Annotated in this window: 20 protein-coding genes; 8 read left to right on the top strand and 12 right to left on the bottom strand. The window is 72.1% G+C overall.

Annotated features, from left to right (window positions below; all coding sequences use genetic code 11):
• Positions 1 to 166: 166 nt before the first annotated feature.
• The 5 genes from ACZ6N8_RS06075 to ACZ6N8_RS06055 all read right to left on the bottom strand — a co-directional run bounded on the left by ACZ6N8_RS06075 (position 167) and on the right by ACZ6N8_RS06055 (position 5,456).
• Positions 167 to 304, bottom strand: coding sequence for a hypothetical protein (locus tag ACZ6N8_RS06075; RefSeq protein ID WP_167517372.1), 138 nt, complete (start codon positions 302 to 304; stop codon positions 167 to 169).
• Between the two features lie 219 nt (positions 305 to 523).
• Positions 524 to 1,981 carry a dihydrolipoamide acetyltransferase family protein gene (locus tag ACZ6N8_RS06070; RefSeq protein ID WP_466008328.1) on the bottom strand — a complete coding sequence of 486 codons (1,458 nt, stop codon included), beginning with the start codon at positions 1,979 to 1,981 and terminating at the stop codon, positions 524 to 526.
• A 5-nt stretch (positions 1,982 to 1,986) separates the two neighbouring features.
• Entirely contained in the window at positions 1,987 to 2,976 is a 990-nt protein-coding gene (locus ACZ6N8_RS06065; RefSeq protein ID WP_364369866.1) for an alpha-ketoacid dehydrogenase subunit beta, read from the bottom strand.
• The gene (gene pdhA, locus ACZ6N8_RS06060; protein WP_466007897.1) at positions 2,976 to 4,151 is read right to left on the bottom strand and encodes a pyruvate dehydrogenase (acetyl-transferring) E1 component subunit alpha; all 1,176 of its coding nucleotides are present in this window, start codon (positions 4,149 to 4,151) and stop codon (positions 2,976 to 2,978) included. Before pdhA ends, ACZ6N8_RS06065 begins: the two co-directional genes overlap by 1 nt.
• Before the next feature lie 642 nt (positions 4,152 to 4,793).
• Positions 4,794 to 5,456 (bottom strand): hypothetical protein, encoded by a 663-nt coding sequence (locus ACZ6N8_RS06055; protein WP_466007895.1) that lies wholly within the window; start codon positions 5,454 to 5,456, stop codon positions 4,794 to 4,796.
• Positions 5,457 to 5,543: 87 nt separating this feature from the next.
• Here ACZ6N8_RS06055 and ACZ6N8_RS06050 point away from each other — a divergent pair, with 87 nt between their 5' ends.
• A complete protein-coding gene (locus ACZ6N8_RS06050) occupies positions 5,544 to 6,164 on the top strand; it encodes a phosphatase PAP2 family protein (protein ID WP_466007893.1) in 621 nt (206 codons plus the stop codon).
• Between the two features lie 99 nt (positions 6,165 to 6,263).
• On the opposite strand, the gene ACZ6N8_RS06045 is transcribed toward ACZ6N8_RS06050, so the two are convergent.
• Genes ACZ6N8_RS06045 through ACZ6N8_RS06035 form a run of 3 tightly spaced genes read right to left on the bottom strand, consistent with a single transcriptional unit; the run spans position 6,264 to position 11,046 of the window.
• The gene (locus tag ACZ6N8_RS06045; RefSeq protein ID WP_466007891.1) at positions 6,264 to 7,487 is read right to left on the bottom strand and encodes a hypothetical protein; all 1,224 of its coding nucleotides are present in this window, start codon (positions 7,485 to 7,487) and stop codon (positions 6,264 to 6,266) included.
• 56 nt (positions 7,488 to 7,543) lie between these two features.
• Entirely contained in the window at positions 7,544 to 9,232 is a 1,689-nt protein-coding gene (locus tag ACZ6N8_RS06040; RefSeq protein WP_466007889.1) for a GTPase, read from the bottom strand.
• On the bottom strand, positions 9,229 to 11,046 hold the full coding sequence (locus tag ACZ6N8_RS06035) for an ABC transporter (protein WP_466007888.1): 1,818 nt from the start codon (positions 11,044 to 11,046) through the stop codon (positions 9,229 to 9,231). The genes ACZ6N8_RS06040 and ACZ6N8_RS06035 overlap by 4 nt, the downstream gene beginning before the upstream one ends.
• Before the next feature lie 219 nt (positions 11,047 to 11,265).
• Between ACZ6N8_RS06035 and dnaK the strand changes: the two genes are divergently transcribed.
• From dnaK to ACZ6N8_RS06010, 5 genes are all read left to right on the top strand, one after another.
• Positions 11,266 to 13,143 (top strand): molecular chaperone DnaK, encoded by a 1,878-nt coding sequence (gene dnaK / locus ACZ6N8_RS06030; RefSeq protein WP_364369846.1) that lies wholly within the window; start codon positions 11,266 to 11,268, stop codon positions 13,141 to 13,143.
• 47 nt (positions 13,144 to 13,190) lie between these two features.
• Positions 13,191 to 13,949: a nucleotide exchange factor GrpE gene (gene grpE / locus ACZ6N8_RS06025; protein WP_466007886.1), complete on the top strand. Its 759-nt coding sequence runs from the start codon at positions 13,191 to 13,193 to the stop codon at positions 13,947 to 13,949.
• 82 nt (positions 13,950 to 14,031) lie between these two features.
• Positions 14,032 to 15,219 (top strand): molecular chaperone DnaJ, encoded by a 1,188-nt coding sequence (dnaJ, locus tag ACZ6N8_RS06020; RefSeq protein WP_364369840.1) that lies wholly within the window; start codon positions 14,032 to 14,034, stop codon positions 15,217 to 15,219.
• Positions 15,220 to 15,249: 30 nt separating this feature from the next.
• Positions 15,250 to 15,690 carry a heat shock protein transcriptional repressor HspR gene (locus tag ACZ6N8_RS06015; RefSeq protein WP_030332087.1) on the top strand — a complete coding sequence of 147 codons (441 nt, stop codon included), beginning with the start codon at positions 15,250 to 15,252 and terminating at the stop codon, positions 15,688 to 15,690.
• Between the two features lie 128 nt (positions 15,691 to 15,818).
• Positions 15,819 to 16,013 carry a hypothetical protein gene (locus tag ACZ6N8_RS06010; RefSeq protein WP_364369837.1) on the top strand — a complete coding sequence of 65 codons (195 nt, stop codon included), beginning with the start codon at positions 15,819 to 15,821 and terminating at the stop codon, positions 16,011 to 16,013.
• A gap of 77 nt (positions 16,014 to 16,090) precedes the next feature.
• On the opposite strand, the gene ACZ6N8_RS06005 is transcribed toward ACZ6N8_RS06010, so the two are convergent.
• The 4 genes from ACZ6N8_RS06005 to ACZ6N8_RS05990 form a co-directional block, all read right to left on the bottom strand.
• A complete protein-coding gene (locus ACZ6N8_RS06005) occupies positions 16,091 to 16,522 on the bottom strand; it encodes a hypothetical protein (protein WP_139583603.1) in 432 nt (143 codons plus the stop codon).
• Between the two features lie 141 nt (positions 16,523 to 16,663).
• Positions 16,664 to 17,875, bottom strand: coding sequence for a cation:proton antiporter (locus ACZ6N8_RS06000; protein WP_364369834.1), 1,212 nt, complete (start codon positions 17,873 to 17,875; stop codon positions 16,664 to 16,666).
• A 5-nt stretch (positions 17,876 to 17,880) separates the two neighbouring features.
• Positions 17,881 to 18,381: a cation:proton antiporter regulatory subunit gene (locus ACZ6N8_RS05995; protein ID WP_364369831.1), complete on the bottom strand. Its 501-nt coding sequence runs from the start codon at positions 18,379 to 18,381 to the stop codon at positions 17,881 to 17,883.
• A 53-nt stretch (positions 18,382 to 18,434) separates the two neighbouring features.
• On the bottom strand, positions 18,435 to 19,571 hold the full coding sequence (locus ACZ6N8_RS05990) for an epoxide hydrolase family protein (RefSeq protein WP_466007883.1): 1,137 nt from the start codon (positions 19,569 to 19,571) through the stop codon (positions 18,435 to 18,437).
• Positions 19,572 to 19,655: 84 nt separating this feature from the next.
• On the opposite strand from ACZ6N8_RS05990, the gene ACZ6N8_RS05985 reads away from it, so the two are divergent.
• Positions 19,656 to 20,300, top strand: a complete 645-nt coding sequence (locus ACZ6N8_RS05985) for a TetR/AcrR family transcriptional regulator (RefSeq protein WP_466007882.1) — start codon at positions 19,656 to 19,658, stop codon at positions 20,298 to 20,300.
• 85 nt (positions 20,301 to 20,385) lie between these two features.
• A complete protein-coding gene (gene clpB / locus ACZ6N8_RS05980) occupies positions 20,386 to 22,977 on the top strand; it encodes an ATP-dependent chaperone ClpB (RefSeq protein WP_364369819.1) in 2,592 nt (863 codons plus the stop codon).
• The last annotated feature ends 18 nt before the right edge of the window (positions 22,978 to 22,995 follow it).

The following is a 22,995-nucleotide window of genomic DNA, read 5'->3' as shown; positions in this document are numbered from 1 at the left end:
CTATCGACTCGGCCGGTGGGGGTCGGCGGGCGGCGACCGAAGCCCACCGTACCGGGCGTGGCGACGGGGCGGAATCCCGGTGCCACGTGGCGGCGATACGCCGATGGCCCACCCGGTGGGCCGGGTGGGCCATCGATCTGGAGGAGGTGAGGAATGTCGTGGAGCGTCAGCTCATGTGACGCTGGGCGATGACGAGGAGTTCCTCGCGAACGGCCGGCGTGTTCGCCGAGCGCAGCGCGTGCTGGATGGCACGGGCGCGGCGGGTGGCGTCGCGGTGGTTGCGGATTCGCTCGATCATGCTCATTGGTGGGTCCCCCTGGCTTATTCGGTTGTCGGCCCCTGATGCCTCTATTCAACAGCAGAACGCCTCCAACTTCCATCGATTATTAGGTGAGCTGAGACACTTGCCTAACAATCGAAGGTCAACGGGCACCCCAACCGACGTTTCCGTCGCCCAACGGACACGGCCGGTGTGCCGGGCGTTAACCCGTGGCACACCGGCCGTGGCTGGTGATCCGGACGGTCAGGTCCAGGCGAGCAGCGCCGCCTCGGGGTCGGCGAGGAAGTCCCCGATGTCGCGCAGGAACTTCGACCCCAGCTCACCGTCGATGATCCGGTGGTCGAAGCTCAGCCCCAGCGTGGTGACCTGGCGGGCCTTGACCTTGCCCTTGTGCACCCAGGGCATCTCCCGCACCGCGCCGAAGGCCAGGATCGCCGACTCACCGGGCGGGAGGATCGGCGTGCCGGTGTCCACCCCGAACACACCGACGTTGGTGATGGTCAGGGTGCCGCCGGACATGTCCGCCGGAGACGTACGGCCCGACTTCGCCGTCTGCACCAGGTCGTTCAACGCGTCCGCCAGCTCCCGCAGCGAGAGCCGCCCGGCGTCCTTGACGTTCGGCACGATCAGCCCACGCTCGGTGGCCGCCGCGATGCCAAGGTTGACGTACTCCTTGACCACGATCTCGTCGCCCGCCCAGGTCGAGTTGACCATCGGGTGACGCTTGACCGCCAGGAGCACCGCCTTCGCCACCAGCAGCAGCGGCGACACCCGCACGTCCCGCCACTCCCGCCGGCCGCGCAGCCGGTCCAGGGCCTTCATCGCCCGGGTCACGTCGACGGTCAGGAACTCCGTCACGTGCGGGGCGGTGAACGCCGAGCGGGACATGTTCTCGGCGGTCAGCTTGCGTACCCCCTTGACCGGGATGCGCTGCTCGCGGTCGGCGCCGAAGCTCGCGGCGCTGGTCGCCGTCGACGTGACGGCGACCGGCTCGGCAGCCGCCACGGTCCCGTTCGCCGCCTGCTGCACGTCCTCCCGGGTGATCGAGCCCAGCGGCCCCGACCCGGTCAGCGTCCCCAGGTCGACCCCGAGGTCCTTGGCGAGCTTGCGCACCGGCGGCTTGGCCAGCACCAGCGCGGCACGCTGCCCGTTCGACGCGGGCGCGGGCGGGACGGTCGGCTGTGCGACAGGCAGGACCGGCGCGGGCGCCGCCACGGCCGCGGGCTGCGCCGGAACACCGCCCCTGCGGGGGCGGCGCTTCGCGGCGGTGGTACGCGGGCCGTAGCCCACCAGGACCGCCGTCCGCCCACCAGGGGCGGGACCGCCGATCAGACCCGGCTCGACCATGCCCTCGGCCGGTGCCAGCTCCACCGCCGCCAGCGAAGCCGCCGACGGGGTGGGCAGGTCATCGCCGGGCGTCGCAGTGGTCGACGGCACGTCCAGCGGTCCGGCACCCGGGTCGGTGTCGATGGCGATGATCGGCGTACCGACCTCGACAGTCGTCCCCTCCGGGTGGTGGATCGCCTGCACCTGCCCGGCCCACTTCGCCGGGATCTCCACAGCCGCCTTGGCCGTCTCGACCTCGACGATCGGCTGGTTCAGCTCGATGGTGTCGCCGACCTTGACCAGCCAGGTCAGGATCTCGCCCTCGGTCAGCCCCTCGCCCAGGTCGGGCAGGTTGAACGTCTTGATCCGGGACATGCCGCTCACCAGCCGTAGGTGCGGTCGACGGCGTCGAGCACCCGGTCGAGGTCGGGCAGGAACTCCTCCTCCACCCGGGCGGCCGGGTAGGGGATGTCGAAGCCGGTCACGCGCAGCACCGGCGACTCCAGGGAGTAGAAGCACTCCTCGGTGATCCGCGCGGCCAGTTCGGCGCCGAGACCGATGTTCGACGGCGCCTCGTGCACCACGACGGCGCGGCCGGTGCGCTTCACCGACTCGTACGCCGCCGTCAGGTCCAACGGGGAGAGCGAGCGCAGGTCGATGACCTCCAGCTCCCGGCCGTCCTCGGCGGCGGCGGTCGCCGCGTCCAGGCACGTCCGCACCATCGGGCCGTACGCCAGCACCGTCACGTCGGTGCCGGGCCGCACCACCCGGGCCGAGTGCAGCGGGTACGCGTCGGACAGCGGCGCGTCCAGGTCGACAGGCCCCTTCTCCCAGTAGCGCCGCTTGGGCTCCAGGAAGACGATCGGGTCGTCCGAGGCGATGGCCTGCTGGATCATCACGTACGCGTCCTGCGGGTTGGCGCAGGTCACCACCTTCAGGCCGGCGGTGTGGGCGAAGTACGCCTCCGGCGACTCGGAGTGGTGCTCGACGGCGCCGATGCCGCCGCCGAACGGGATCCGGATCACCATGGGGATGTTGAGCTTGCCGCCCGAGCGGTAGTGCATCTTCGCCACCTGCGACACGATCTGGTCGTACGCGGGGTAGACGAAGCCGTCGAACTGGATCTCGCAGACCGGCCGGTAGCCGCGGATCGCCAGGCCGACAGCGGTGCCGATGATGCCGGACTCGGCAAGCGGGGTGTCGATCACCCGCTGGTCGCCGAAGTCCTTCTGGAGACCGTCGGTGATCCGGAAGACGCCGCCGAGCTTGCCGACGTCCTCGCCCATGATGACGACCTTCGGGTCGTTCTCCAGGGCGCGGCGCAGACCGGTGTTGAGGGCCTTGCCGATGGTGAGCGTCTCCGTGGCCATCAGTGGGCGCTCCCCTCGAACGACTCCATGTACCTGCTGAACTGCGCGCGCTGCTCGTCGAGCAGCGGAGACCCGTTGGGGTAGACGTGGTCGAACATCGTCACCGGCTCCGGGTTCGGCATCTCGAGCACCCGCTCACGCAGGTGCACCGACTCGCGGCGGGCCTGCTCGTCGACCTCGGCGAAGAAGTCCGCGTCGGCGATCTGCTGCTTCTCCAGGAAGGCCTTGACCCGGGCGATCGGATCCTTGGCCTGCCACGCCTCGACCTCGCTGGCGATCCGGTAGCGGGTCGGGTCGTCGGAGGTGGTGTGCGCACCCATCCGGTAGGTGTACGCCTCGATCAGGCTCGGGCCCTGCCCGTGCCGGGCGTTGTCCAGCGCGGTGCGGGTGACCGCGTACGACGCCAGCACGTCGTTGCCGTCCACCCGTACGCCGGGGAAGCCGAAGCCGGCGGCCCGCTGGTAGAGCGGGACGCGGGTCTGCCGCTCCAGCGGCTCGGAGATCGCGTACTGGTTGTTCTGGCAGAAGAAGACGAGCGGCGCGTTGAACACGCTCGCCCAGACGAACGCCTCGTTCACGTCGCCCTGGCTGGTGGCGCCGTCGCCGAAGTAGGCGATCGCGGCCTCGCCGTCGTCGGTGCCGGTCTTGCCGTCGATGGTGATCCCCATCGCGTAGCCGGTGGCGTGCAGGGTCTGCGCGCCGATGACGATCGTGTACATGTTGAACTTGAACTCGTTCGGGTCCCAGCCGCCCTGGTCGACGCCGCGGAACAGGCCGAGCGGCATGATCGGGTCGATGCCCCGGCAGTAGAGGACGCCGTGCTCCCGATAGGTCGGGAAGGCCATGTCCTGGGTACGCAGCGCCCGGCCGGAGCCGACCTGTGCGGCTTCCTGGCCGAGCAGGCTGGCCCAGAGGCCCAGCTCTCCCTGGCGTTGGAGTGCGGTCGCCTCGGCGTCCAGCTTCCGGACCAGCACCAGGTCGCGGTAGAGACCGCGGTATTCCTCGTCGGTGAAGTCGACGCGGTACTCGGTGCCGTCCGGCCCGGTGGCGCTGTCGATCCGCTCGCCGTCGGGGGTGAGCAGCTGTACCAGCGCGGGGTCGCCGGCCGTGCCCTTCCTGGAGCGGGGTGCAGCCCGCCTGCCGCGGGTGGTGCCCCCGGGGTCGCCCTTTGCCATCGGTCTCTCCCTGTCGTGTCTGCGTCGGCACCGGGGGGTCACCCGGCCGCGCAACTCGTGCGCCTGCCCGGCTGCTGCCGGACCGGTTCCTGGCGGCCGCGCCTAGCCCCGGTGGGGGTTGCCGCACGGCGTGAGCCGGATTCTGGCCGAATCCGGTTCGGGAGCGCCGGCACTCAACCGCGCCTGCCGCGAGGGTGCGCGGAGGTCACGGCTGCGTTGCCGTCGTGCTCCATATTCGCAGAGCAGGTGAGCGGGCCCACAGTACGCCCGCCCCGCATTCCGACCGTCCACCGTTTGATGTCCTTTGTCGCCATCGTGCTCTCTCGCGTCCACCGGGTGTTCCGGCGATGATTCGTCACCGTTCGGACAGCATCGCGTGTCGACACGCGGTGGAGGTTGGCTGACGGAGGGTGACTGGGCGAGGCTGATTACCGCCAGATCACGTCGATCGGGTCAATTGCCGGGTTCTGCCGCCGGTGACGTCCATCCGCGTCCCGCGACGGCCGACGACAAGGGGTGTGCGGTGTACGAGCCAGGTGACGGTCCCGGCACACCCGCGTTCGGCCGGCACCGGTCGGCCGGAGGCTACCGGCGGGTGGTCGGCGTGCACCGGGCTCCCGGCATGGGCGGTCCCTCCCGGGGCTACCTGCTCACCGTGGCACTGCTGGCCGGCACCGCGTCGATGCCCATCCTCGCCGCGATCAGCGCCGGCTCGGCCACCCCGGGCAGCACCGCCCTGCCGGACAGCAGCACCCCGTTCATCCCGACGCCCTCGGTCGGGCCGGTGCTGCTCCCGCCCCCGATGGCCAGCCAGCCGCCGCCACCTCCGCTCGGCACGCCCAGCGCCGGCCCGACCGCGACGCCCGGTTGGCTGCCCGCAGCACCCAGGCGTACGGCGGAGCGACCGGGAGCCGTCGACCCGGTGCACGTCGACCGTGAGCTGCCACCTGTGCCGGGGCCCACCCGGAGCACCCGACCGGCCGTGCCCCCGCCGCCCGCCAGCCCGACGCCGACGCCCACGCGGACCGCTCCGCCGGGCCCGACGCCGACACCAACGACGACAGCCGGTCCGACGCCCACCGACACCGTCTCGTCGACCGCGACGGCCGTCCCGACCACCACCCTGTCCACACCGGCCACGACACCGGCGCCGAGCGCCACCGTGTCCGAGCCGGCCACGACACCCGACACGTCGCCGACGCCCCCACCGGCCAGCCGACCCGCCCCGACCGCCGTGACGTCACCCGGCTGCCCGCCGACGCGCTCGGTGACCCCCTCGCCGCTCGCCGGACCGACGTACCCCACGGTGTCCCCGGCGGTACGGTGACGATCAGGCGCGGCCCGTCCGGTGCCGGCGCTGTTCGGGGGTAGGCGCGTACCGCAGGGGGTGGCGTGGGCGGCGGTGGGGAACTCCGCCCGGTCACCCGACCCGGCCCGGGGCTGCGGGTCGCCCGGCTCGTCACCGAGCTGACCGCTCCGGCCGTGCTGGTGTCACTGCTGATCTTCACGGTGAGCTGGCACAGCACCCGGCGTACCGGTCACGGCCTGGCCTGGGGCCTGCTCGCCACACTCTTCGTCACCGGGATCCCGTTCGCCTACATCGTCGGAGGCGTACGACGTGGCCGGCTCACCGACCACCACCTCGGCCGTCGGGAGCAGCGCAGGGTGCCCCTGCTGATCGGCCTCGGCTCGGTGACGGCGGGGCTCGCGCTGCTCACCGTGCTCGACGGTCCGCGTCCGGTGCTGGCGCTCGCGGTCGCCGGGTTGATCGGCCTCGTCGTGACCGTCACGGTCAGCCACTGGTGGAAGATGTCGATCCACTCGGCGGTCGCCGCCGGCACGCTCGTCATCCTGGCGCTGATCTTCGGCGGCCGACTGCTCTTCGCCGCGCCGCTGCTGGCCGTCGTCGGCTGGTCCCGGGTGCGGCTGCGGGACCACACCGTGCCGCAGGTGCTGGTCGGCGGGACGATCGGCGCGCTGATCGCCGGCGTGGTCTTCGGCCTGCTGCGGTGAGCGGGCTCGACACGCGCCCAGGCCCCCGGGCGGCTCGGATGTCCGAGTCGGGGATGCGGCCCGGGCGGCCGGCGAGGTAGCCGTCCGCCCGGGAAACGCTCAGGCGCCGTCGTCGGCGAGGCGGTGCCGGTTCGCCTCGATCCAGGCATCCAACGCGGCCGGGTCGTCCGGGTCCACCCCGTCGGCCATCAACTGCGCCACCGCCGCCGTGGCCGGGCTGCGCCGTTCACCTGTCGAGTAGAGCCGCGCGAACTCCGGCACCATCTCCTCGATCGCCTCGTCGGTCCGTGTCGCGGCCGCCTCGGGCAGGCCCCGCTGGCGCGACGCGTACCGGGCCCAGGCGCGCAGCACCCGGGGCAGCATCGCCGCGTCGTCCATGTCCAGTACCGCGCGGCGGTGCACCCAGTCGAGCAGGAAGAGCCCGGACACCGCCGGGCTCCACCGCATCGGGTCGGCGTCCGGGAAGCTCGCCGAGTGGTCCAGCAGCAGGCTCAGGCAGAAGTGCAGCGAGGCCAGTTCCGGGCCGTCGACGGTGTCCAGCCCGAACCGGGCGGCCTCCGGCGCGGCCAGGAACCGCCGCACCAGGTCGGTGCGTTCGGCGGCGGTCAGCGGCTCTACCTCGGCCGGGCCGGTCGGGTCTGCGGCGGTGGGCAGCAGCGCCAACCGGGCGCCGACAAGCGCCCGATCGGTGGCGAGGGAGCCCTCGCCGGGCAGCTCGCTCAGCTCGTCGGTGACCGCCAGGTGCCGGGCCACCTCGCCGCGCAGGCGGGCCGGATCCTCGGTACGGAACCAGGTCAACTCGTCGTCCGCGCACATCTGCCGGACCTGGTCCAGGATCCGCTCCGCCGGCCCGCCGACGAAGATGTCCTTGGTGATGCCGATGTTGTGGTCCACGAGAGCCACGAGCGCGTGCTCCGCGCCGCCGGAGGCGTCGTCGTAGGCGAAGGTGGCGAGGTAGGAGGTCTGGTCGCCGTACACGTCGCCGTACGCCCAACTGCCCGTCAGGTGCACCCGGCCGAGCTGGCCCGTCCAGCTGGGCGCCTGGCTGCCCGGGCGCACCCGCTCGGTGCCGTCGGCGGTGGGGACGAGCGCGGCGAAGACCTGCCGGATGGTGGTCGCCGAGGCCACCCGACGACGGGCGGTCGCGGCGAGGAACCCGGTGACGAACTCCCGTACGGCGGTGTCCCGGTCGGTTTCCGCGATCGCGTAGACGCTGCCCAGCAGGGCGCTGCCGAGCATCTCGGCGTCGAGCGCGGACTCCAGCTTGGTCACGTCGCGTGCGGCGTGCAGCACCGCGTCGTAGGGGGTCTGAGGCGTGGCCATACTCCGACCCTACGCCGCTGCGCCGGTACGCAGAGCAGTAGCGAGCCGTGGGTGCGTCAGCGGCGGGCGGCCTCGTGCAGCGCGTCCCGTGCCTGCGCGTACGAGGCGAGCACGATCCGCACCGGGGCGAGCACGTACTCCTCGCCCACCTGGGCGACCCGCACCGTCAGCCGCTGTCGGGCGCGGGCCCGTGCCCGCTGGGCGGCCCAGCGCACCACCGGCCGGGTGAGCGCCGCCACCAGCAGCCCGGCCAGCAGGCCGCCGAGCAGCAGCACGGTGGGCAGTGGCACCTCGCCGACCATCGGGTTGTCCAGCGCGGGCAGGCCGAGCACCCGCAGTGCGTACCCGAGGACCAGCCAACCCAGGCCGACCACGGCGGCCAGGGTGACCAGCCACTGCACGCCGCCGACGATCCGCCACCAGAGCGGTCGACGGTCCAGGCCGAGGTCGGTGCCGGCGATCGCGCGGTCCAACGCGTCCGGCAGGTCGTCGTGGCGGGACCGGGCGGCCGCGGTGACCGCTGCGGGCCAGGCCGCGGGCAGGCCGGCGGCGGCCCGATCGGCCACCGCGCGGACGGCCAGGCCCAACGCGGAACGCTGCGCGGCGGTCGGATCCGGCACCGAGGTCGCCGCGACCAGGCTCTCCGCCGCCGGATCGGCGGCCTCGCCGCTCGGTCCGGGCAGGTGCAGCCGGCGCAGCGGGTCGGGCCGCAGCCGCCGCCAGCCCCGCACCAGCGGCCAGCCGGTCGCCGCGCCCGCCCGATGCCGGTACGCCCGTTCCACCGCCTCGCTCACCGCAGGTACGCCGGCCGCGCCGGCCAGTGCCCTGTTCAACCCGGCGACTGTCGCGTCGTCCGGTCCGCCCGCCGGGCGCGCCGACCCGACCAGCTCGTCCAGGCCGGCGACCACCGAGTCGACGTCGCCGGCGAGCCGACGCAGGGCGGCCTGCCGCTCGGCGACCGTCCGCTCCAGCGCGCTGCGCAGCCCGACCATCCCGGCCGGGTCGATGGCCGTCGTGGCCAGCAGCGGTACGCCGGTCAGGCCGTCGGAGTCGAGCAGCCGGCGCAGGTCGTCCAGGACCCTCGGCAGCTCGGACGGGGGCAGCCGGTCGGCCTGGTTGAGCACGACAAGTGTGACGTCGCGGTGCCTGTGGAACTCGCGCAGATAGCTGTCGTGGATGACCCGGTCGGCGTACTTCTGCGGGTCGACCACCCAGACCACCTGGTCGACCAGGCCGAGCAGCCGGTCCACCTCCAGCCGGTGGGAACGCTGCACCGAGTCGAAGTCGGGCAGGTCGAGCAGGATCAGCCCGTGCAGGGCGGTCTCGTCGTCCGCGTCGAGCGCGCTCTCCCTGACGAAGCGGTGCCGGGGCAGTACGCCGATCCAGTCGAGCAGCCGGTTCGCGCCCTCCAGCGGCCCCCACACGCACGCGTGGGTGACGCCCGTGGTCGGCCGGCGGACACCGACCGGCGACAGTTCCAGTTGGGCCAGCGCGTTGAACAGGCTGGACTTGCCGCTGCCGGTGGCACCGGCGAGGGCGACCACCGTGTGGTCGCGGGACAGCGCGAGCCGGGTGCCGGCGCGTTCGACAAGGGTGTGCGCGGGCACCAGTTCGGCGTCCGGCAGCAGGCCGTCCACAGCGGTCAGGAACCGGCGTACGGCGTCCAGGCGGGCGATCAGCACGTCGGGGTCGACGCGCTTGTCACTCCGGAACGCCTCCCGGATCCGACCGGTGATGTTGCTCACCGGGAGTCCTCCTCGTCGGCGGCCAGGCCACTGCGGTGCCGGGCCAGCTCGACCCGGCCGGCGGCGCGGCGCAACCCGTCGCCGGCCTCCGCGTCGGGCCGGGCTTCGGCGGTGCGGCTCAGGAAGCGGTCGGCCTCCGCGTCGAGCAGCGTCCGTACCCGTTCCAGCAGGTCACCACGGGCCTTGGCGGCGAGGGTGCGCACCGCCTGGTCACCGAAGATCGCCTGGAGTACGGCCTGCGCGGCGACCGTGGTGCCGGCACCGGTGGCCACCTCCAGCCCGGTCGGGATGAACGCGGTGGACGCGAACACGGCGATCATCACGGCCAGCCCTGTGGCGTTCACCGCGTACGCGGCCGTACGCGCCACGAAGCGCTTGTCACCGCCCTCGACCCGGACCAGCTCCAGCACGCCTCGTTGCCAGTCGCGAACCATCCGTTCGGCCCGCTCGGGCAGGTCACCGCTCGGGTGGGCGAGCGCCGGATCGACCAGAGCGGCCCCGGCCGGGTGCGCCTTCCACGACGTGTACGCGGATTCGGCGGCCTCGGACGCCACCCCGCGCAGCAGGGTGACGAGCTGCGACTCGATGGCGTTGCGCAGCTCGGCGGAGGGTGCCGGCCGGCCGGTGACGGCGGCCACCACCCGGTCCCGCAGGCGTCCGATGCGCGCCTCCAGGGTGCGGAACAGCTCGCCGGTGCCGACGAACTCCTGCCAGCGGGCGAGCACCTCACCGCGCAGCAGCCGGCCGTCCTGGAGGCCCTGCTCGACGGTCCGTTCGGCGCCCCGGTACGCGGCCCGGACCCGCTCGTCCAGCCCGTCGGCGGCGGCGACCTGCTCGTCGGCGGCGTCGGCCAGTTCCTCGACGGCCGGGTGCAGCGCGGCGAGCGCGCCGTCCAGGGTCTGTCGGACGACAGCGGCCCGGGCGTCGGCGTCCGCGGCCAGCCGGGCGAACCAGTCGGCCAGCGGCGCGGTGACCCCCTCGGGCAGCAGCCCCTGGCCGTCGACCCACGTCTCGGGCAGGACGAACAGGGGTGCCCTGCCGAGGTCCTGCGCCTCCAGCATCTCGGCCAGGTGCGCGGCGATCTCGTCGGTGGCCTCGGCCGGAACCCGGTCCAGCACCATGGCGATGACCGCGCCCCGCGCCCGGGCGCTGCGCAGCAGCTCCCAGGGCACCGCGTCGGCGTACCGGGCGGCGGTGGTGACGAAGAGCCAGAGGTCGGCGGCGGCAAGCAACTGGCTGGCGAGCGCCCGGTTGGCGTCGACCACCGAGTCGATGTCAGGTGCGTCGAGGAAGGCCAACCCGGGTGGCAGGGCGGGGGCGGTGACCAGGTGCAGCGCGCGTGGATCTTCGCTCGGCTCGGTGGTGCGGGTCAGTCCGGGCAGCAGGTCGCCCTGCCGGAACCAGGTCGCGTCGGCCGGGTTGCAGACCAGCACCGGGGAGCGGGTGGTGGGCCGGAGCACACCGGCGGCGCTGACGCGGGCCTTGACCAGGCTGTTGACCAGTGTCGACTTGCCGGCGCCGGTGGAGCCGCCGACCACCACGAGCAGGGGTGCGTCGAGCCGGGCGAGCCGGGGCAGCAGGTAGTCGTCGAGCTGGTCGGTGAGGGCGGCGGCGGTGTGCCGGGCGGACCCGGCGGAGGGCAGCGCGAGGGGATACCGGGTGGCACCGATCGCGGCCCGGAGACCCGTCAGCGCGCCGGGGAGGCTGTCGTCCCCGGTGGTGGCGGGCGGCTCCTCCGCGGCGTCCGGCGGGCCGGTGCGGGCGGCGACGGCGGGCGCGCCGGAACGGGTGGCGGAATCGCCGTGCGTCGTCACCGCTAAAGCGTGCCCGACCGATGCAAGGGAAGACAACCGGACGGTAGTAACGGGTGGGTTGCGTCGGGTCGGCTCAAGTCGACTTGACGATTCGCCGGGGCGTGGCACTATTGAGTCAAGTTCACTCAACTTGTGGTGTGGTCCGCTGCGGGCGGTGCCCGCCAGGCAGCGCGGGCGGTGCCCGTCACCTGCACAACCTTACGAAGTGAGGAAGCGAAGATGGCACGTGCGGTCGGTATCGACCTCGGCACGACGAACTCCTGCGTCAGCGTTCTCGAGGGCGGTGAGCCCACCGTCATCGCCAACGCTGAGGGCTCGCGGACGACCCCGTCGATCGTCGCGTTCGCCCGCAACGGCGAGGTGCTCGTCGGTGAGGTCGCCAAGCGCCAGGCGGTGACCAACCCGGACCGGACGATCCGCTCGGTCAAGCGCGAGGTCGGCACGAACTGGTCCGTCGACATCGACGGCAAGAAGTACACCCCGCAGGAGATCTCGGCCCGGACCCTGATGAAGCTCAAGCGGGACGCCGAGGCGTACCTGGGCGAGCAGATCACCGACGCGGTGATCACCGTTCCGGCCTACTTCAACGACAGCCAGCGCCAGGCCACCAAGGAGGCCGGTGAGATCGCCGGCTTCAACGTGCTGCGGATCGTCAACGAGCCGACCGCGGCCGCCCTGGCGTACGGGCTGGACAAGGGCTCCAAGGAGCAGACCGTCCTGGTCTTCGACCTCGGCGGCGGCACCTTCGACGTGTCGCTGCTGGAGCTGGCCGAGGGCGTCATCGAGGTCAAGTCGACAAGCGGTGACAACCACCTCGGCGGCGACGACTGGGACCAGCGGATCATCGACCACCTGGTCAAGACGTTCCGCGGTGAGCACGGCATCGACCTCGGTCAGGACAAGATGGCCCTCCAGCGGCTCCGTGAGGCCGCCGAGAAGGCCAAGATCGAGCTGTCGGCCGCCACCACCACCAACATCAACCTGCCGTACATCACCGCCGGCTCCGCCGGCCCGCTGCACCTCGACGTGACGCTCAGCCGCGCCGAGTTCCAGCGGATGACGCAGGATCTGCTGGACCGCTGCAAGGGCCCGTTCGAGCAGGCCGTCAAGGACGCCGGGATCAAGATCTCGGACGTCGAGCACGTCATCCTCGTCGGTGGCTCGACCCGGATGCCCGCCGTGACCGACCTGGTCAAGCAGCTCACCGGCCGCGACCCCAACAAGGGCGTCAACCCGGACGAGGTGGTCGCCGTCGGCGCCGCCCTCCAGGCAGGTGTGCTCAAGGGTGAGGTCAAGGACGTCCTGCTGCTCGACGTGACCCCGCTGAGCCTGGGCATCGAGACCAAGGGTGGCATCTTCACCAAGCTGATCGAGCGCAACACCACGATCCCGACCAAGCGCTCCGAGGTGTTCACCACGGCTGACGACAACCAGCCGTCGGTGCTCATCCAGGTGTTCCAGGGTGAGCGGGAGATCGCGGCCTACAACAAGAAGCTCGGCACCTTCGAGCTGACCGGCCTTCCGCCGGCGCCGCGCGGCGTGCCGCAGATCGAGGTCGCCTTCGACATCGACGCCAACGGCATCGTCAACGTGCACGCCAAGGACCTGGGCACCGGCAAGGAACAGAAGATGACGATCACCGGCGGCTCCTCGCTGCCGAAGGACGACATCGAGCGGATGCGCCGGGACGCCGAGGAGCACGCGGAGGAGGACAAGCGTCGCCGCGACGACGCCGAGACCCGCAACGTGGCCGAGGCGCTGCAGTGGCAGACCGAGAAGTTCCTCGCCGAGAGCGGCGACAAGCTGCCCACCGAGAACCGGGAGCAGCTCAACGAGGCGCTCGGCGAGCTGCGCGGCGCCCTCGGTGGTCAGGACATCGAGAAGATCAAGTCGGCGCACGAGCGGCTGGCGCAGGTCTCCCAGCAGGCCGGTTCGCTGCTCTACGCCCAGCAGGCCGAGCAGGGCCAGCAGCCGGGCGGCGAAGCCGGCCCGGGTGCGACAGGCGCGACCGGTGCGACCGGCCCGCAGGCCGGCGGCACCGGTGGCGGCGACGACGTGGTCGACGCGGAGATCGTGGACGAGGACGGCAAGAAGTGACCGTCGGCCTCCGACACGAATCCACGGCGAAGGGATGAGGTAGCCGCATGACGCAGAAGCCACGAGCCGCCGACCCGGGCGACACCGGGTCGACGCCGGGTGGCTCCGCGCCCACGGAGCCGAACACCGGTGCCGAGGAGCGGGTCGTCATCCGCAACAACCGCAAGATCAGCGACGCGACGGAGCCGGAGGGCGCGGCCGCCGACGCGGGGAGCGACGTTCCCGCCGAGGGCCTTGTCGAGGACGCCGAGATCGTGGTCGACGAGATCGAGGTCGAGGTCAACTCCACCGACGGTCCGGAGACGTCCGGCCCGCCGGTGGTGGACGCCCCGGCGAAGCCGGCGGACGGCAGCGCGCCCGGCACCTCCCTCGGTGCCGAGCTGGAGGCGCTGCGGGCCGAGCTGGACGAGAGGACCCGGGACCTGCAACGGGTGTCGGCGGAGTACGCCAACTACCGCAAGCGGGTGGACCGGGACCGCAGCCTGGTGCAGGAGCAGGCGACCGGTTCGGTGCTGGCCGCGCTGCTGCCGATCCTGGACGACCTGGACCGGGCCCGGGAACACGGCGACCTGGTCGGGCCGTTCGGCACGGTGGCGGAACAGCTCACCACCGCGCTCGGCAAGTTCGGTCTGAACGCCTTCGGCGAGCAGGGCGACCCGTTCGACCCGACCCGGCACGAGGCGGTCGCGCACCAGACCTCGACCGAGGTCAGCGAACCGACCTGCGTGCAGGTCATGCGGCGCGGCTACCAGCTCGGTGAGCGGCTGCTGCGCCCCGCTCTTGTCGCGGTCGCGGATCCGGAATAGTGCGAGACGGTGACCGGGCCGTCCCGCCCGCCGCGCGGCGGGCGGGACGGCCGGGCCACGACTGTTGGAAGGGGGTGGACCGGTGAGTTCGAAGGACTGGCTCGAGAAGGACTTCTACGCCGTGCTCGGCGTGGACAAGGCCGCCTCCGCGGATGACATCAAGAAGGCGTACCGCAAGGTGGCGCGGGAGTCGCACCCGGACCACAACCCGGGCGACGCCAAGGCCGAGGAGCGGTTCAAGGCCGCGTCCGAGGCGTACAACGTGCTCTCGGACGCCGGCCGCCGCCGGGAGTACGACGAGATGCGTTCGCTGTTCGGGTCGGGCGCGTTCCGGCGCAACGCCCGGGGCGGCGGCCAGCCGGGCGGTATGCCGTTCGACGTCTCCGACCTGTTCGGCGGCGGCGCTGCCGGAGGTGGTGACCGTCGCTTCGGCGGTGCCGGCTTCCAGGACCTGTTCAGTTCGATCTTCTCCGGTGGGCAGGGCGCCGGGCAGGCCGCGCCGCGCGGTCCGGCCCGTGGTCGGGACGTCGAGACCGAGGTGGCGCTCGACTTCGGCGACGCGGTACGCGGGGTGACACTGCCCCTCACGCTGCGCGCCCCGGGTGTCTGCGACACCTGCCACGGCAACGGCGCCAAGCCCGGCACCCAGCCGCGTACCTGCCCGGTCTGCCACGGCGCCGGGGTCACCACCCGCAACCAGGGGTCGTTCAGCTTCTCCGAGCCGTGCCGCAACTGCCAGGGCGTCGGCACCGTGGTCGAGGAGAAGTGCCCCGAGTGCCACGGCAGCGGTGGGGTCACCAAGACCCGAACGATGAACGTGCGCTTCCCGGCCGGGGTGGCCGACGGCCAACGCATCCGGCTTGCCGGGCGCGGTGAGCCGGGCGAGCGCGGCGGTCCGGCCGGCGACCTGTTCGTGCATGTCAAGGTCCGGCCGGACGAGCTGTTCGGGCGTACCGGTGACGACCTGACCCTTACCGTGCCGGTGACCTTCGCGGAGGCAGTGCTCGGCACGGACCTGCGGGTGCCCACGCTCGACGGCGCGGTGACCCTGCGGGTGCCGCCGGGTACGCCGAGCGGCCGGGTGCTGCGGGCGCGGGGCAAGGGTGTGGTGCGCCGCGACGGGCAGGCAGGCGATCTGCTTGTCACATTGGACGTGGTGGTGCCGGCTCGACTGTCCGACGAGGCGCGTACGGCGTTGGAGGCGTTCGCCGAGCAGAGTCCGCCGGCTGCGCGGGAACATCTCGACGCTCGGGTGCGTCGGGTCAGTTAGTCCGGTGGGATGGACGCGGAGGTGAGCGGCATGTCGGGCGAGTTCCTCGGTTCGGGTGACCCTGCCTACGAGGCCAAGGTGCTGATGATCTCGGTCGCGGCGCGGATGGCGGGGATGCATCCGCAGACCCTGCGCCAGTACGACCGGCTGGGGCTGGTGCAGCCCGGTCGGGCGGCCGGTGGCGGGCGTCGGTACAGCGTGCGCGACGTGGTGCTGCTGCGCGAGGTGCAGCGGCTCAGCCAGGACGACGGGATCAACCTCGCCGGGGTCAAGCGGATCATCGGGCTGGAGCGTCTGCTGGAGCAGGCGCAGCAGCGGGTGGCCCGGCTGGAGGCGGAGTTGGACGCCGCGTACCGCCGGGTGGCCGAGCTGGAGTCGCTTGCCCGTTTCCCGGGCCGTGATCTGGTGCCCACCAATCGCACGTCCACCGCACTGGTGGTCTGGCGGCCCCGCCGTACGCCCGATCGCTGACCTCTTCTTCGCTTGTCCGGCCCGGCCCGCGCCCCGATTTCCCGGCGCGGGCCGGGCCGCTTCCGTTAACCTGTCGATACAGGTCCAACCGGCTTAATTCGGACCTGTCGGCATGGCGAGGGGGAGCAGTGGCGGAGCCGGCGAAGAAGGTCGCCCAACAGACCGAGGAACGGTTGGAGAACCTGGCCGACACCGTCCGCGAGAAGTTCGACAAGGTCACCGAGGGAACCTTCCGGGACCGGATCAAAGAGGGGCGGTTCGCGGACCAGACCGACCACGGCGTCGACCAGGCCCGAGCCGAGACCGAACGCAAGCGGGACTGACCGGTGACCGACGTGCGGGCCGGGACCCACGGGGGGTCCCGGCCCGTTCGCCCTGCTGACTCCCGGCCTCGACCAGCTCAGCCGAGGCGGCGGTTCTCGCGGACCAGGCCGCCTTCGCACCAGTCCCGGTAGACGAACAGATCCGGGCGGGCCAGCAGCACCCGGCCGTTGTGCGCCCAGATCTTCATCAGCTCGTCGCCCTCCCGCTCGGCCTGCTCCACCAGCTTGCGGAAGCGGCGCTTGGGGTGGGCGCGGAATTTCGTCCGGATGCCGTCGGCCGCGTAGATGTAGAGGCAGTGCAGCGCGAAGCGCCGGGCCGGGCAGGTCGGGTCCATCGCCAGATCGAAGAGCGTCAGCACCAGCCGGTCACCGGAGACCAGGAGGTCCCAGTCCGGTGGCATGGAAGCCAACGGCACCGAATCGGGCTGGTACGCCCAAGCTCGCAACTCCGCCGGAGTTGGATCGACGGGGTTGGCGAAGCCGTGGAACGTCGACTCCTGCACGCTCACCGGCCAACCTTCCGCTCTCGCCCGCGGGTGGGCAGGTGCCCACCCGCGAACGCTGGCTGCTGGGGCGAAACGGTAACCCGCCGCCGGGTGCTGCGGTAGTCCCCCTGCGGAGCAATTCGGCAACCGTTGGCCGGAGCGGCGTCAGTCCTGGATCGGAACCGGCACCGTGCGTTGGGCCGCCGCGGCGGCGCGGGTGCGCAGCCACCGCTTGAACCACGGGAAGTCGGGCAGCCGGGCCAGCATCGGGCCGGTCACCACTGTGATGAGCACGTACGCCGTGGCCAGGGCCGCCAGCCGAGGCTCGACGCTGCCGGCGGCTACCGCGAGCCCGGCGATGACGATGGAGAACTCACCACGGGGTACGAGTGCCAGACCGGCCCGCCAACGACCGGGTTCGGCGATGCCGACCCGTCGGGCCGCCAGGTAACCGGTGAGCGTCTTCGTCGCCATGGTGACGATGGCCAGGGCGAGCGCCGGCAGCAGCACCGGCGGGATGTCCCGTGGATCGGTGACCAGGCCGAAGAACACGAAGAACACGGCGGCGAACAGGTCCCGCAGGGGGGAGAGCAGTTCGGTCGCGTGGTGCGCCACCGGGCCGGAGAGCGCGATGCCGACCAGGAACGCGCCGACCGCCGCCGACACCTGGAGCTTCGCCGCGATGCCGGCGATCAGCAGGGTCAGACCGAGTACGCCGAGCAGCAGCGCCTCCGGGTCCTTCGCCGACAGGGCGGACGAGATGAGGTGGCCGTACCGGATGGCGACCACCAGCACGATCAGCACCGTGCCCACGGCGACGGTGAGTGCGATGCCGCCGCCGAGCAGACCGGTCCCGGCCAGTACCGCGGTGACCAGCGGCAGGTAGAGCGCCATCGCCAGGTCTTCGATCACGAGCACCGAGAGGATGACAGGGGTTTCCCGGTTACCGAGTCGGCCCAGGTCGGCGAGGACCTTGGCGATCACCCCGGAGGAGGAGACCCAGGTGATGCCGCCGAGCACCAGGGCCGCCACCCAGTCCCAGCCGAGCAGCAGGGCGAACGCCGCGCCGGGCAGCGCGTTGAGCACCCCGTCGATCAGCCCGGCCGGGGCCGCCGACCGGAGGTTGCCGACGAGTTCGTTGGCCGAGTACTCCAGGCCGAGCATCACCAGCAGCAGGATGACGCCGATCTCGGCGCCGACCGCGAAGAACTCCTCGCTGGCCGCCAGCGGGAGCAGCCCACCGTGCCCGAAGGCGAGCCCGGCCAGCAGGTAGAGGGGGATGGGTGAGAGGCCGACGCGACGGCTGAGCCGACCGAGGACACCGAGCAGGAGGAGCAGCGCGCCGACTTCGACGAGCAGTGTGGTGGAGTCGTGCATCCGCCTCAGCCGTCCGGGTCACTGTCGGCGAGGATGGCGGATACGCCGTCGAGACCCCTGCGGGTCCCGACGACGACCACCACGTCGCCGGCCGCGAAGCGGAAGGAGGGAAGCGGCGAGACGATGACCTCGCCGTCGCGCAGCACCGCCACGATGGAGGCGCTGGTGCGGGTACGCGCCTTGGTTTCGCTGAGCTGCCTGTTGACGTACCGCGACCCCGCCGTGATGGCGATCTGCTCGGTGAGCAGGCCGGCGGCCTGCTCGCGGAGCCCGGAGAGCTGACCGAGCATCAGCGACGCGCCGAGGATGTCGGCAAGCGCCTCCGCCTCGTCGTCCGTCAGCGGGATGTCCGCCTGGCAGGAGTCGGGGTCGTCGGGATCGTAGAGGACTAGGTCACGGCGACCATTGCGGTGAGAGACGACGCCCAGGCGGCGTCCGGACTCCGTCACCAGATCGTGACGTACCCCGATCCCGGGTAAGGCGGTCTGCTCGACACGTACTCGCACCCACCAAGGCTACCGCCTCGTTAACAAGCGGCAGATCTTGGTGGGAGCGGGTGTCAGCGGAGGCTGGCGAAGAACTCGCGGATGTCCTCGACCAGGACATCGGTTGCCTGGTGGGCGGCGTAGTGGCCGCCGACGTCGCCGCGCCCATCGACGTCCGTGCCGTACGCCGTCCAGCGGACGATGTTCGCGTGGTCCCGCTCGGCGAAGCGGCGGATGGACTGGAAGTCGCCGGGGAACATGGCCACCGCGGTGGGCGCCGTCGTCGGCTCGGCCGGCTGCTCGTCGGTGTGCGCGTCCTCCCAGTAGAAGCGGATCGCCGAGGCGGCGGTGCCGGTGAACCAGTAGAGGGCGACGTTGGCCAGGATGAACTCGGCGTCCAGGCTCTCGTCGAAGAGTTGCGCGTTCCAGGCCAGCAGCCCGACGGGCGAGTCGGCCAGCGCGTACGCCAGGGTCTGCGGCTGCTGGCTGTGCACCTGGTTGAAGGAGAACTTGTTCTCGTAGAACCACTGGAGGTGCGCCAGCGCCGCCTGGTCCGCCTCGGACAGGTCGGCGAACTCGGCCGGGTCGCCGGACGGGAACGAGAAGATCTGGGTGACGTGCACGCCGAGCACGTGCTTGCGGTCGATCCGGCCCAGCTCCGGCGAGATCAACGAGCCGCCGTCGTTGCCGACCGCGCCGTAGCTGTCGTACCCCAGGCGGTTCATCAGCTCGGCCCAGGCGCGGGCCGTGCGGTGCCGGTTCCAGCCGGCGCTGCGGGTGGGGCCGGAGAACCCGAAGCCCGGCAGCGACGGGATGACCACGTGGAAGGCCGGCGCTGCCGGGTCGTTCGGCTCGGTGAGCGGGCCGATGACGTCCAGGTACTCCAGCACCGAGCCCGGCCAGCCGTGGGTGAGCACCAGGGCGGTGGCGTCCGGCCGGGACGACCTGACGTGCAGGAAGTGGATCTGCTCGCCGTCGATCTCGGTGACGAACTGCGGGTGGGCGTTCAGCCGGGCCTCGACGGCCCGCCAGTCGAACCCGTCCCGCCACCGGTCGGCGAGGGCGCGGACGCGGTCGTTGCGCATCCCGTACGCGTCGCCGACGCCCGGCAGCTCGTCGGGCCAGATGGTGCGGCCAAGTCGGGCGGCCAGGTCGTCGAGGGCGGTCTGCGGGATCTCGACGCGGAACGGGCGGATCGCGGTGCCGGTCATGCGGGGCTCCTTCGGAACGGAATGTTTCGTTCTGGTAGAACGATAGCAGACCGGAACGATCCGTTCCACTGTTACTGTGGAGCCATGCCGACGACTTCCGGAAACGCGCTTGCCGGGCGCCGGGCGCAGGCCGCCCGCAACGACGAGGTGATCCTCGAAGCTGCCCGCGCCGTCTTCCTCGACGACCCGAAGGCCCCGATCGCCGCCGTCGCCGAACGCGCGGGCGTCGGCATCAGCGCCCTCTACCGGAGGTACGCGGGCAAGGAGGACCTGCTGCGCCAGCTCTGCCACGACGGGCTGCGCCGCTATCTGGCGGAGGCCGAGGCGGCGCTGGCCGAGGCGGACGACTGGGCCGCGTTCACCGGATTCCTTGCCCGGATCGTCGACGCCGACGTGCACTCGCTCACCGTCCACCTGGCCGGCACGTTCGCCCCGACCGAGGAGATGGGGCGCGACGCGGTACGCGCCGGGGAGCTGGCCGCCGCACTCGTCGACCGGGCGCACGCAAGCGGCCGGCTGCGCCCCGATGTCGTGGTGCAGGACCTTGGGCTGCTGCTGGAGGGCTGCGCCGCGGTCCGCGTACCCGATCCGGAACGGACCGGGCAGCTGCGCCGCCGGCAGCTCGCGGTGTTGCTGGCCGGCCTGTCCACGGTGCCGGACGCCGACCCCCTGCCCGGCCCGCCCCCGGCGGCTGGTGAGTTCGACTGGCGGTGGCGGCAGCGGACGTGACGGCCGTCACAGGCTAAGGTTGAGTGGAATACGCTCAACTCTGGTTGCGTCCAACCCAGTGGACAACGCCGATCCGGGGGAGCCCATGAACACGGAAAGACTCACCACCAAGAGCCGCGAAACCATCACCGGTGCCGTCGCGCTGGCCAACCAGCGCGGCCACGCCACCGTGGAGCCCTGGCACCTGCTGCTGTCCCTGCTGGACACCGACGGCTCGACCGCCGCCGGCCTGCTGCGCGCCGTCGGGGCCGACCCCGCCGAGCTGCGCCGGGCCGCCCAGCGGGCGGTCGACGCCCTGCCTGCGGCACGGGGCTCCAGCATCGCCGAGCCGACACTGGCCCGCGAGTTCGTCAACGCCATCGGCGCCGCCGAGCAGATCGCCCGGCCGCTTGGCGACGAGTACACGTCCACCGAGCACCTGCTCGCCGGCCTGGCCCGGGTGGGTGGCGCGGTGTCCGGCGCGCTGAAGACCGCGGGCGCCACCGAGGAGGCCCTTGTGGCCGCCTTCCCGACCGTCCGGGGCGGGGACCGGCGGGTCACCACTGCCGACCCGGAGCAGACCTACCAGGCCCTCAGCAAGTACGGCGTCGACCTGACCGCCAGCGCCCGCGACGGCAAGATCGACCCGGTGATCGGCCGGGACTCGGAGATCCGCCGGGTCATCCAGGTCCTCTCCCGTCGTACCAAGAACAACCCGGTGCTGATCGGCGAACCAGGCGTCGGAAAGACCGCGATCGTCGAGGGTCTCGCCCAGCGGATCGTGGCCGGCGACGTCCCCGAGTCGCTGCGCGACAAGAAGCTGGTCTCACTGGACCTCGGCGCGATGGTCGCCGGCGCGCAGTACCGGGGGCAGTTCGAGGAGCGGCTGAAGTCCGTCCTGGAGGAGATCAAGAACTCCAACGGGCAGGTCATCACGTTCCTCGACGAGCTGCACACGGTCGTCGGCGCCGGCAAGGGCGAGGGCTCGATGGACGCCGGCAACATGCTCAAGCCGATGCTCGCCCGTGGTGAGCTGCGGATGGTCGGCGCCACCACGCTCGACGAGTACCGCGAGCACATCGAGAAGGACCCGGCGCTGGAGCGGCGTTTCCAGCCGGTGCTTGTCGGCGAGCCGACCATCGAGGACACCATCGGCATCCTGCGGGGGCTCAAGGAGCGCTACGAGGTGCACCACGGCGTACGGATCACCGACGCCGCGCTTGTCGCCGCCGCCACCCTCTCCGACCGTTACATCACCGACCGGTTCCTGCCGGACAAGGCGATCGACCTGGTGGACGAGTCCGCCTCCCGGCTGCGGATGGAGATCGACTCCCGGCCGGTCGAGGTCGACGAGATCGAGCGGGCGGTCCGCCGGCTGGAGATCGAGGAGATGGCCCTGGCCAAGGAGCCGGACGCGGCCTCCGCCGAGCGGCTGGAGCGGCTGCGCAAGGAACTGGCCGACAAGCGCGAACAGCTCACCGTGCTCTCCGAGCGGTGGCAGACCGAGAAGAGCCACATCACCAAGCTCTCCACCGCCAAGGAGGAGCTGGAACGCCTGGGCGGCGAGGCCGAACGGGCCGAGCGCGACGGCGAGCTGGAGCGCGCCGCCGAGCTGCGCTACGGCCGCATCCCCGCCCTCAAGGTGGAGCTGACGCAGGCGGCCGAGGAGCTGGCCCGACTCCAGGCCGACGGCGCGATGCTCAAGGAGGAGGTCGGCGCGGACGACATCGCGGCCGTCGTCGCCTCCTGGACGGGCATTCCGGCGGGACGGCTGCTGGAGGGCGAGACGGCCAAGCTGCTGCGCATGGAGGAGTCGCTGGCCAGCCGGGTGGTCGGCCAGGCCGAGGCCGTGAGCGCGGTTTCCGACGCCGTACGCCGGGCGCGGGCGGGTGTCGCCGACCCGGACCGGCCGACGGGCAGCTTCCTCTTCCTCGGCCCGACAGGTGTCGGCAAGACCGAGCTGGCGAAGGCGCTCGCCGAGTTCCTCTTCGACGACGAGCGGGCAATGGTCCGCATCGACATGAGCGAGTACGGCGAGAAGCACTCAGTCGCCCGCCTGGTCGGCGCCCCGCCCGGCTACGTCGGCTACGAGGAGGGCGGTCAGCTCACCGAGGCGGTGCGCCGCCGCCCGTACTCTGTGATCCTGCTGGACGAGGTGGAGAAGGCGCACCCGGATGTGTTCGACGTGCTGCTCCAGGTGCTCGACGACGGTCGGCTCACCGACGGTCAGGGCCGCACTGTGGACTTCCGCAACGCGATCCTGATCCTCACCTCGAACCTCGGGTCGTCGGTGATCAGCGACCTGACGCTCGCCGACGAGCAGCGCCGGGAGGGTGTGCTCGCCGTGGTCCGGTCGCACTTCAAGCCCGAGTTCCTCAACCGGCTGGACGACATCGTGGTCTTCGCCTCGCTGCGGGGGGACGACCTGCGGTCCATCGTCGACATCCAGCTGGACCGGATGCGCAGGCGTCTGGCGGATCGCCGACTGGCGCTGGACATCACCGAGTCCGCGCGCCAGTGGTTGGCCGAGCACGGCTACGACCCGATCTACGGTGCCCGCCCGCTGCGCCGCCTGGTCCAGACGGCCATCGGAGACCAGCTGGCCAAGGCCCTGCTGAGTGGGTCGGTCCGCGACGGCGACACGGTGAAGACGGACCTGGACCCCGCCACCAACACCCTCACGGTAACCCCGGCCTGACAGCGCCGGCGTCCGCCG

Source organism: Micromonospora sp. NPDC047521 (assembly GCF_055587305.1).
The sequence above is the reverse complement of the archived record's forward strand: the minus strand, read 5'-3'. Positions and strand labels throughout refer to the sequence as shown.

Coding starts and splice junctions, on each gene's coding strand:
- ACZ6N8_RS05990 (WP_466007883.1), bottom strand. CDS start 19,571: ATGACCGGCACCGCGATCCGCCCGTTCCGCGTCGAGATCCCGCAGACC.
- clpB (WP_364369819.1), top strand. CDS start 20,386: ATGAACACGGAAAGACTCACCACCAAGAGCCGCGAAACCATCACCGGT.
- ACZ6N8_RS06015 (WP_030332087.1), top strand. CDS start 15,250: ATGTCGGGCGAGTTCCTCGGTTCGGGTGACCCTGCCTACGAGGCCAAG.
- ACZ6N8_RS06065 (WP_364369866.1), bottom strand. CDS start 2,976: ATGGCCACGGAGACGCTCACCATCGGCAAGGCCCTCAACACCGGTCTG.
- ACZ6N8_RS06070 (WP_466008328.1), bottom strand. CDS start 1,981: ATGTCCCGGATCAAGACGTTCAACCTGCCCGACCTGGGCGAGGGGCTG.
- ACZ6N8_RS06045 (WP_466007891.1), bottom strand. CDS start 7,487: ATGGCCACGCCTCAGACCCCCTACGACGCGGTGCTGCACGCCGCACGC.
- ACZ6N8_RS05985 (WP_466007882.1), top strand. CDS start 19,656: ATGCCGACGACTTCCGGAAACGCGCTTGCCGGGCGCCGGGCGCAGGCC.
- ACZ6N8_RS06000 (WP_364369834.1), bottom strand. CDS start 17,875: ATGCACGACTCCACCACACTGCTCGTCGAAGTCGGCGCGCTGCTCCTC.
- ACZ6N8_RS06075 (WP_167517372.1), bottom strand. CDS start 304: ATGAGCATGATCGAGCGAATCCGCAACCACCGCGACGCCACCCGCCGC.
- pdhA (WP_466007897.1), bottom strand. CDS start 4,151: ATGGCAAAGGGCGACCCCGGGGGCACCACCCGCGGCAGGCGGGCTGCA.
- dnaK (WP_364369846.1), top strand. CDS start 11,266: ATGGCACGTGCGGTCGGTATCGACCTCGGCACGACGAACTCCTGCGTC.
- grpE (WP_466007886.1), top strand. CDS start 13,191: ATGACGCAGAAGCCACGAGCCGCCGACCCGGGCGACACCGGGTCGACG.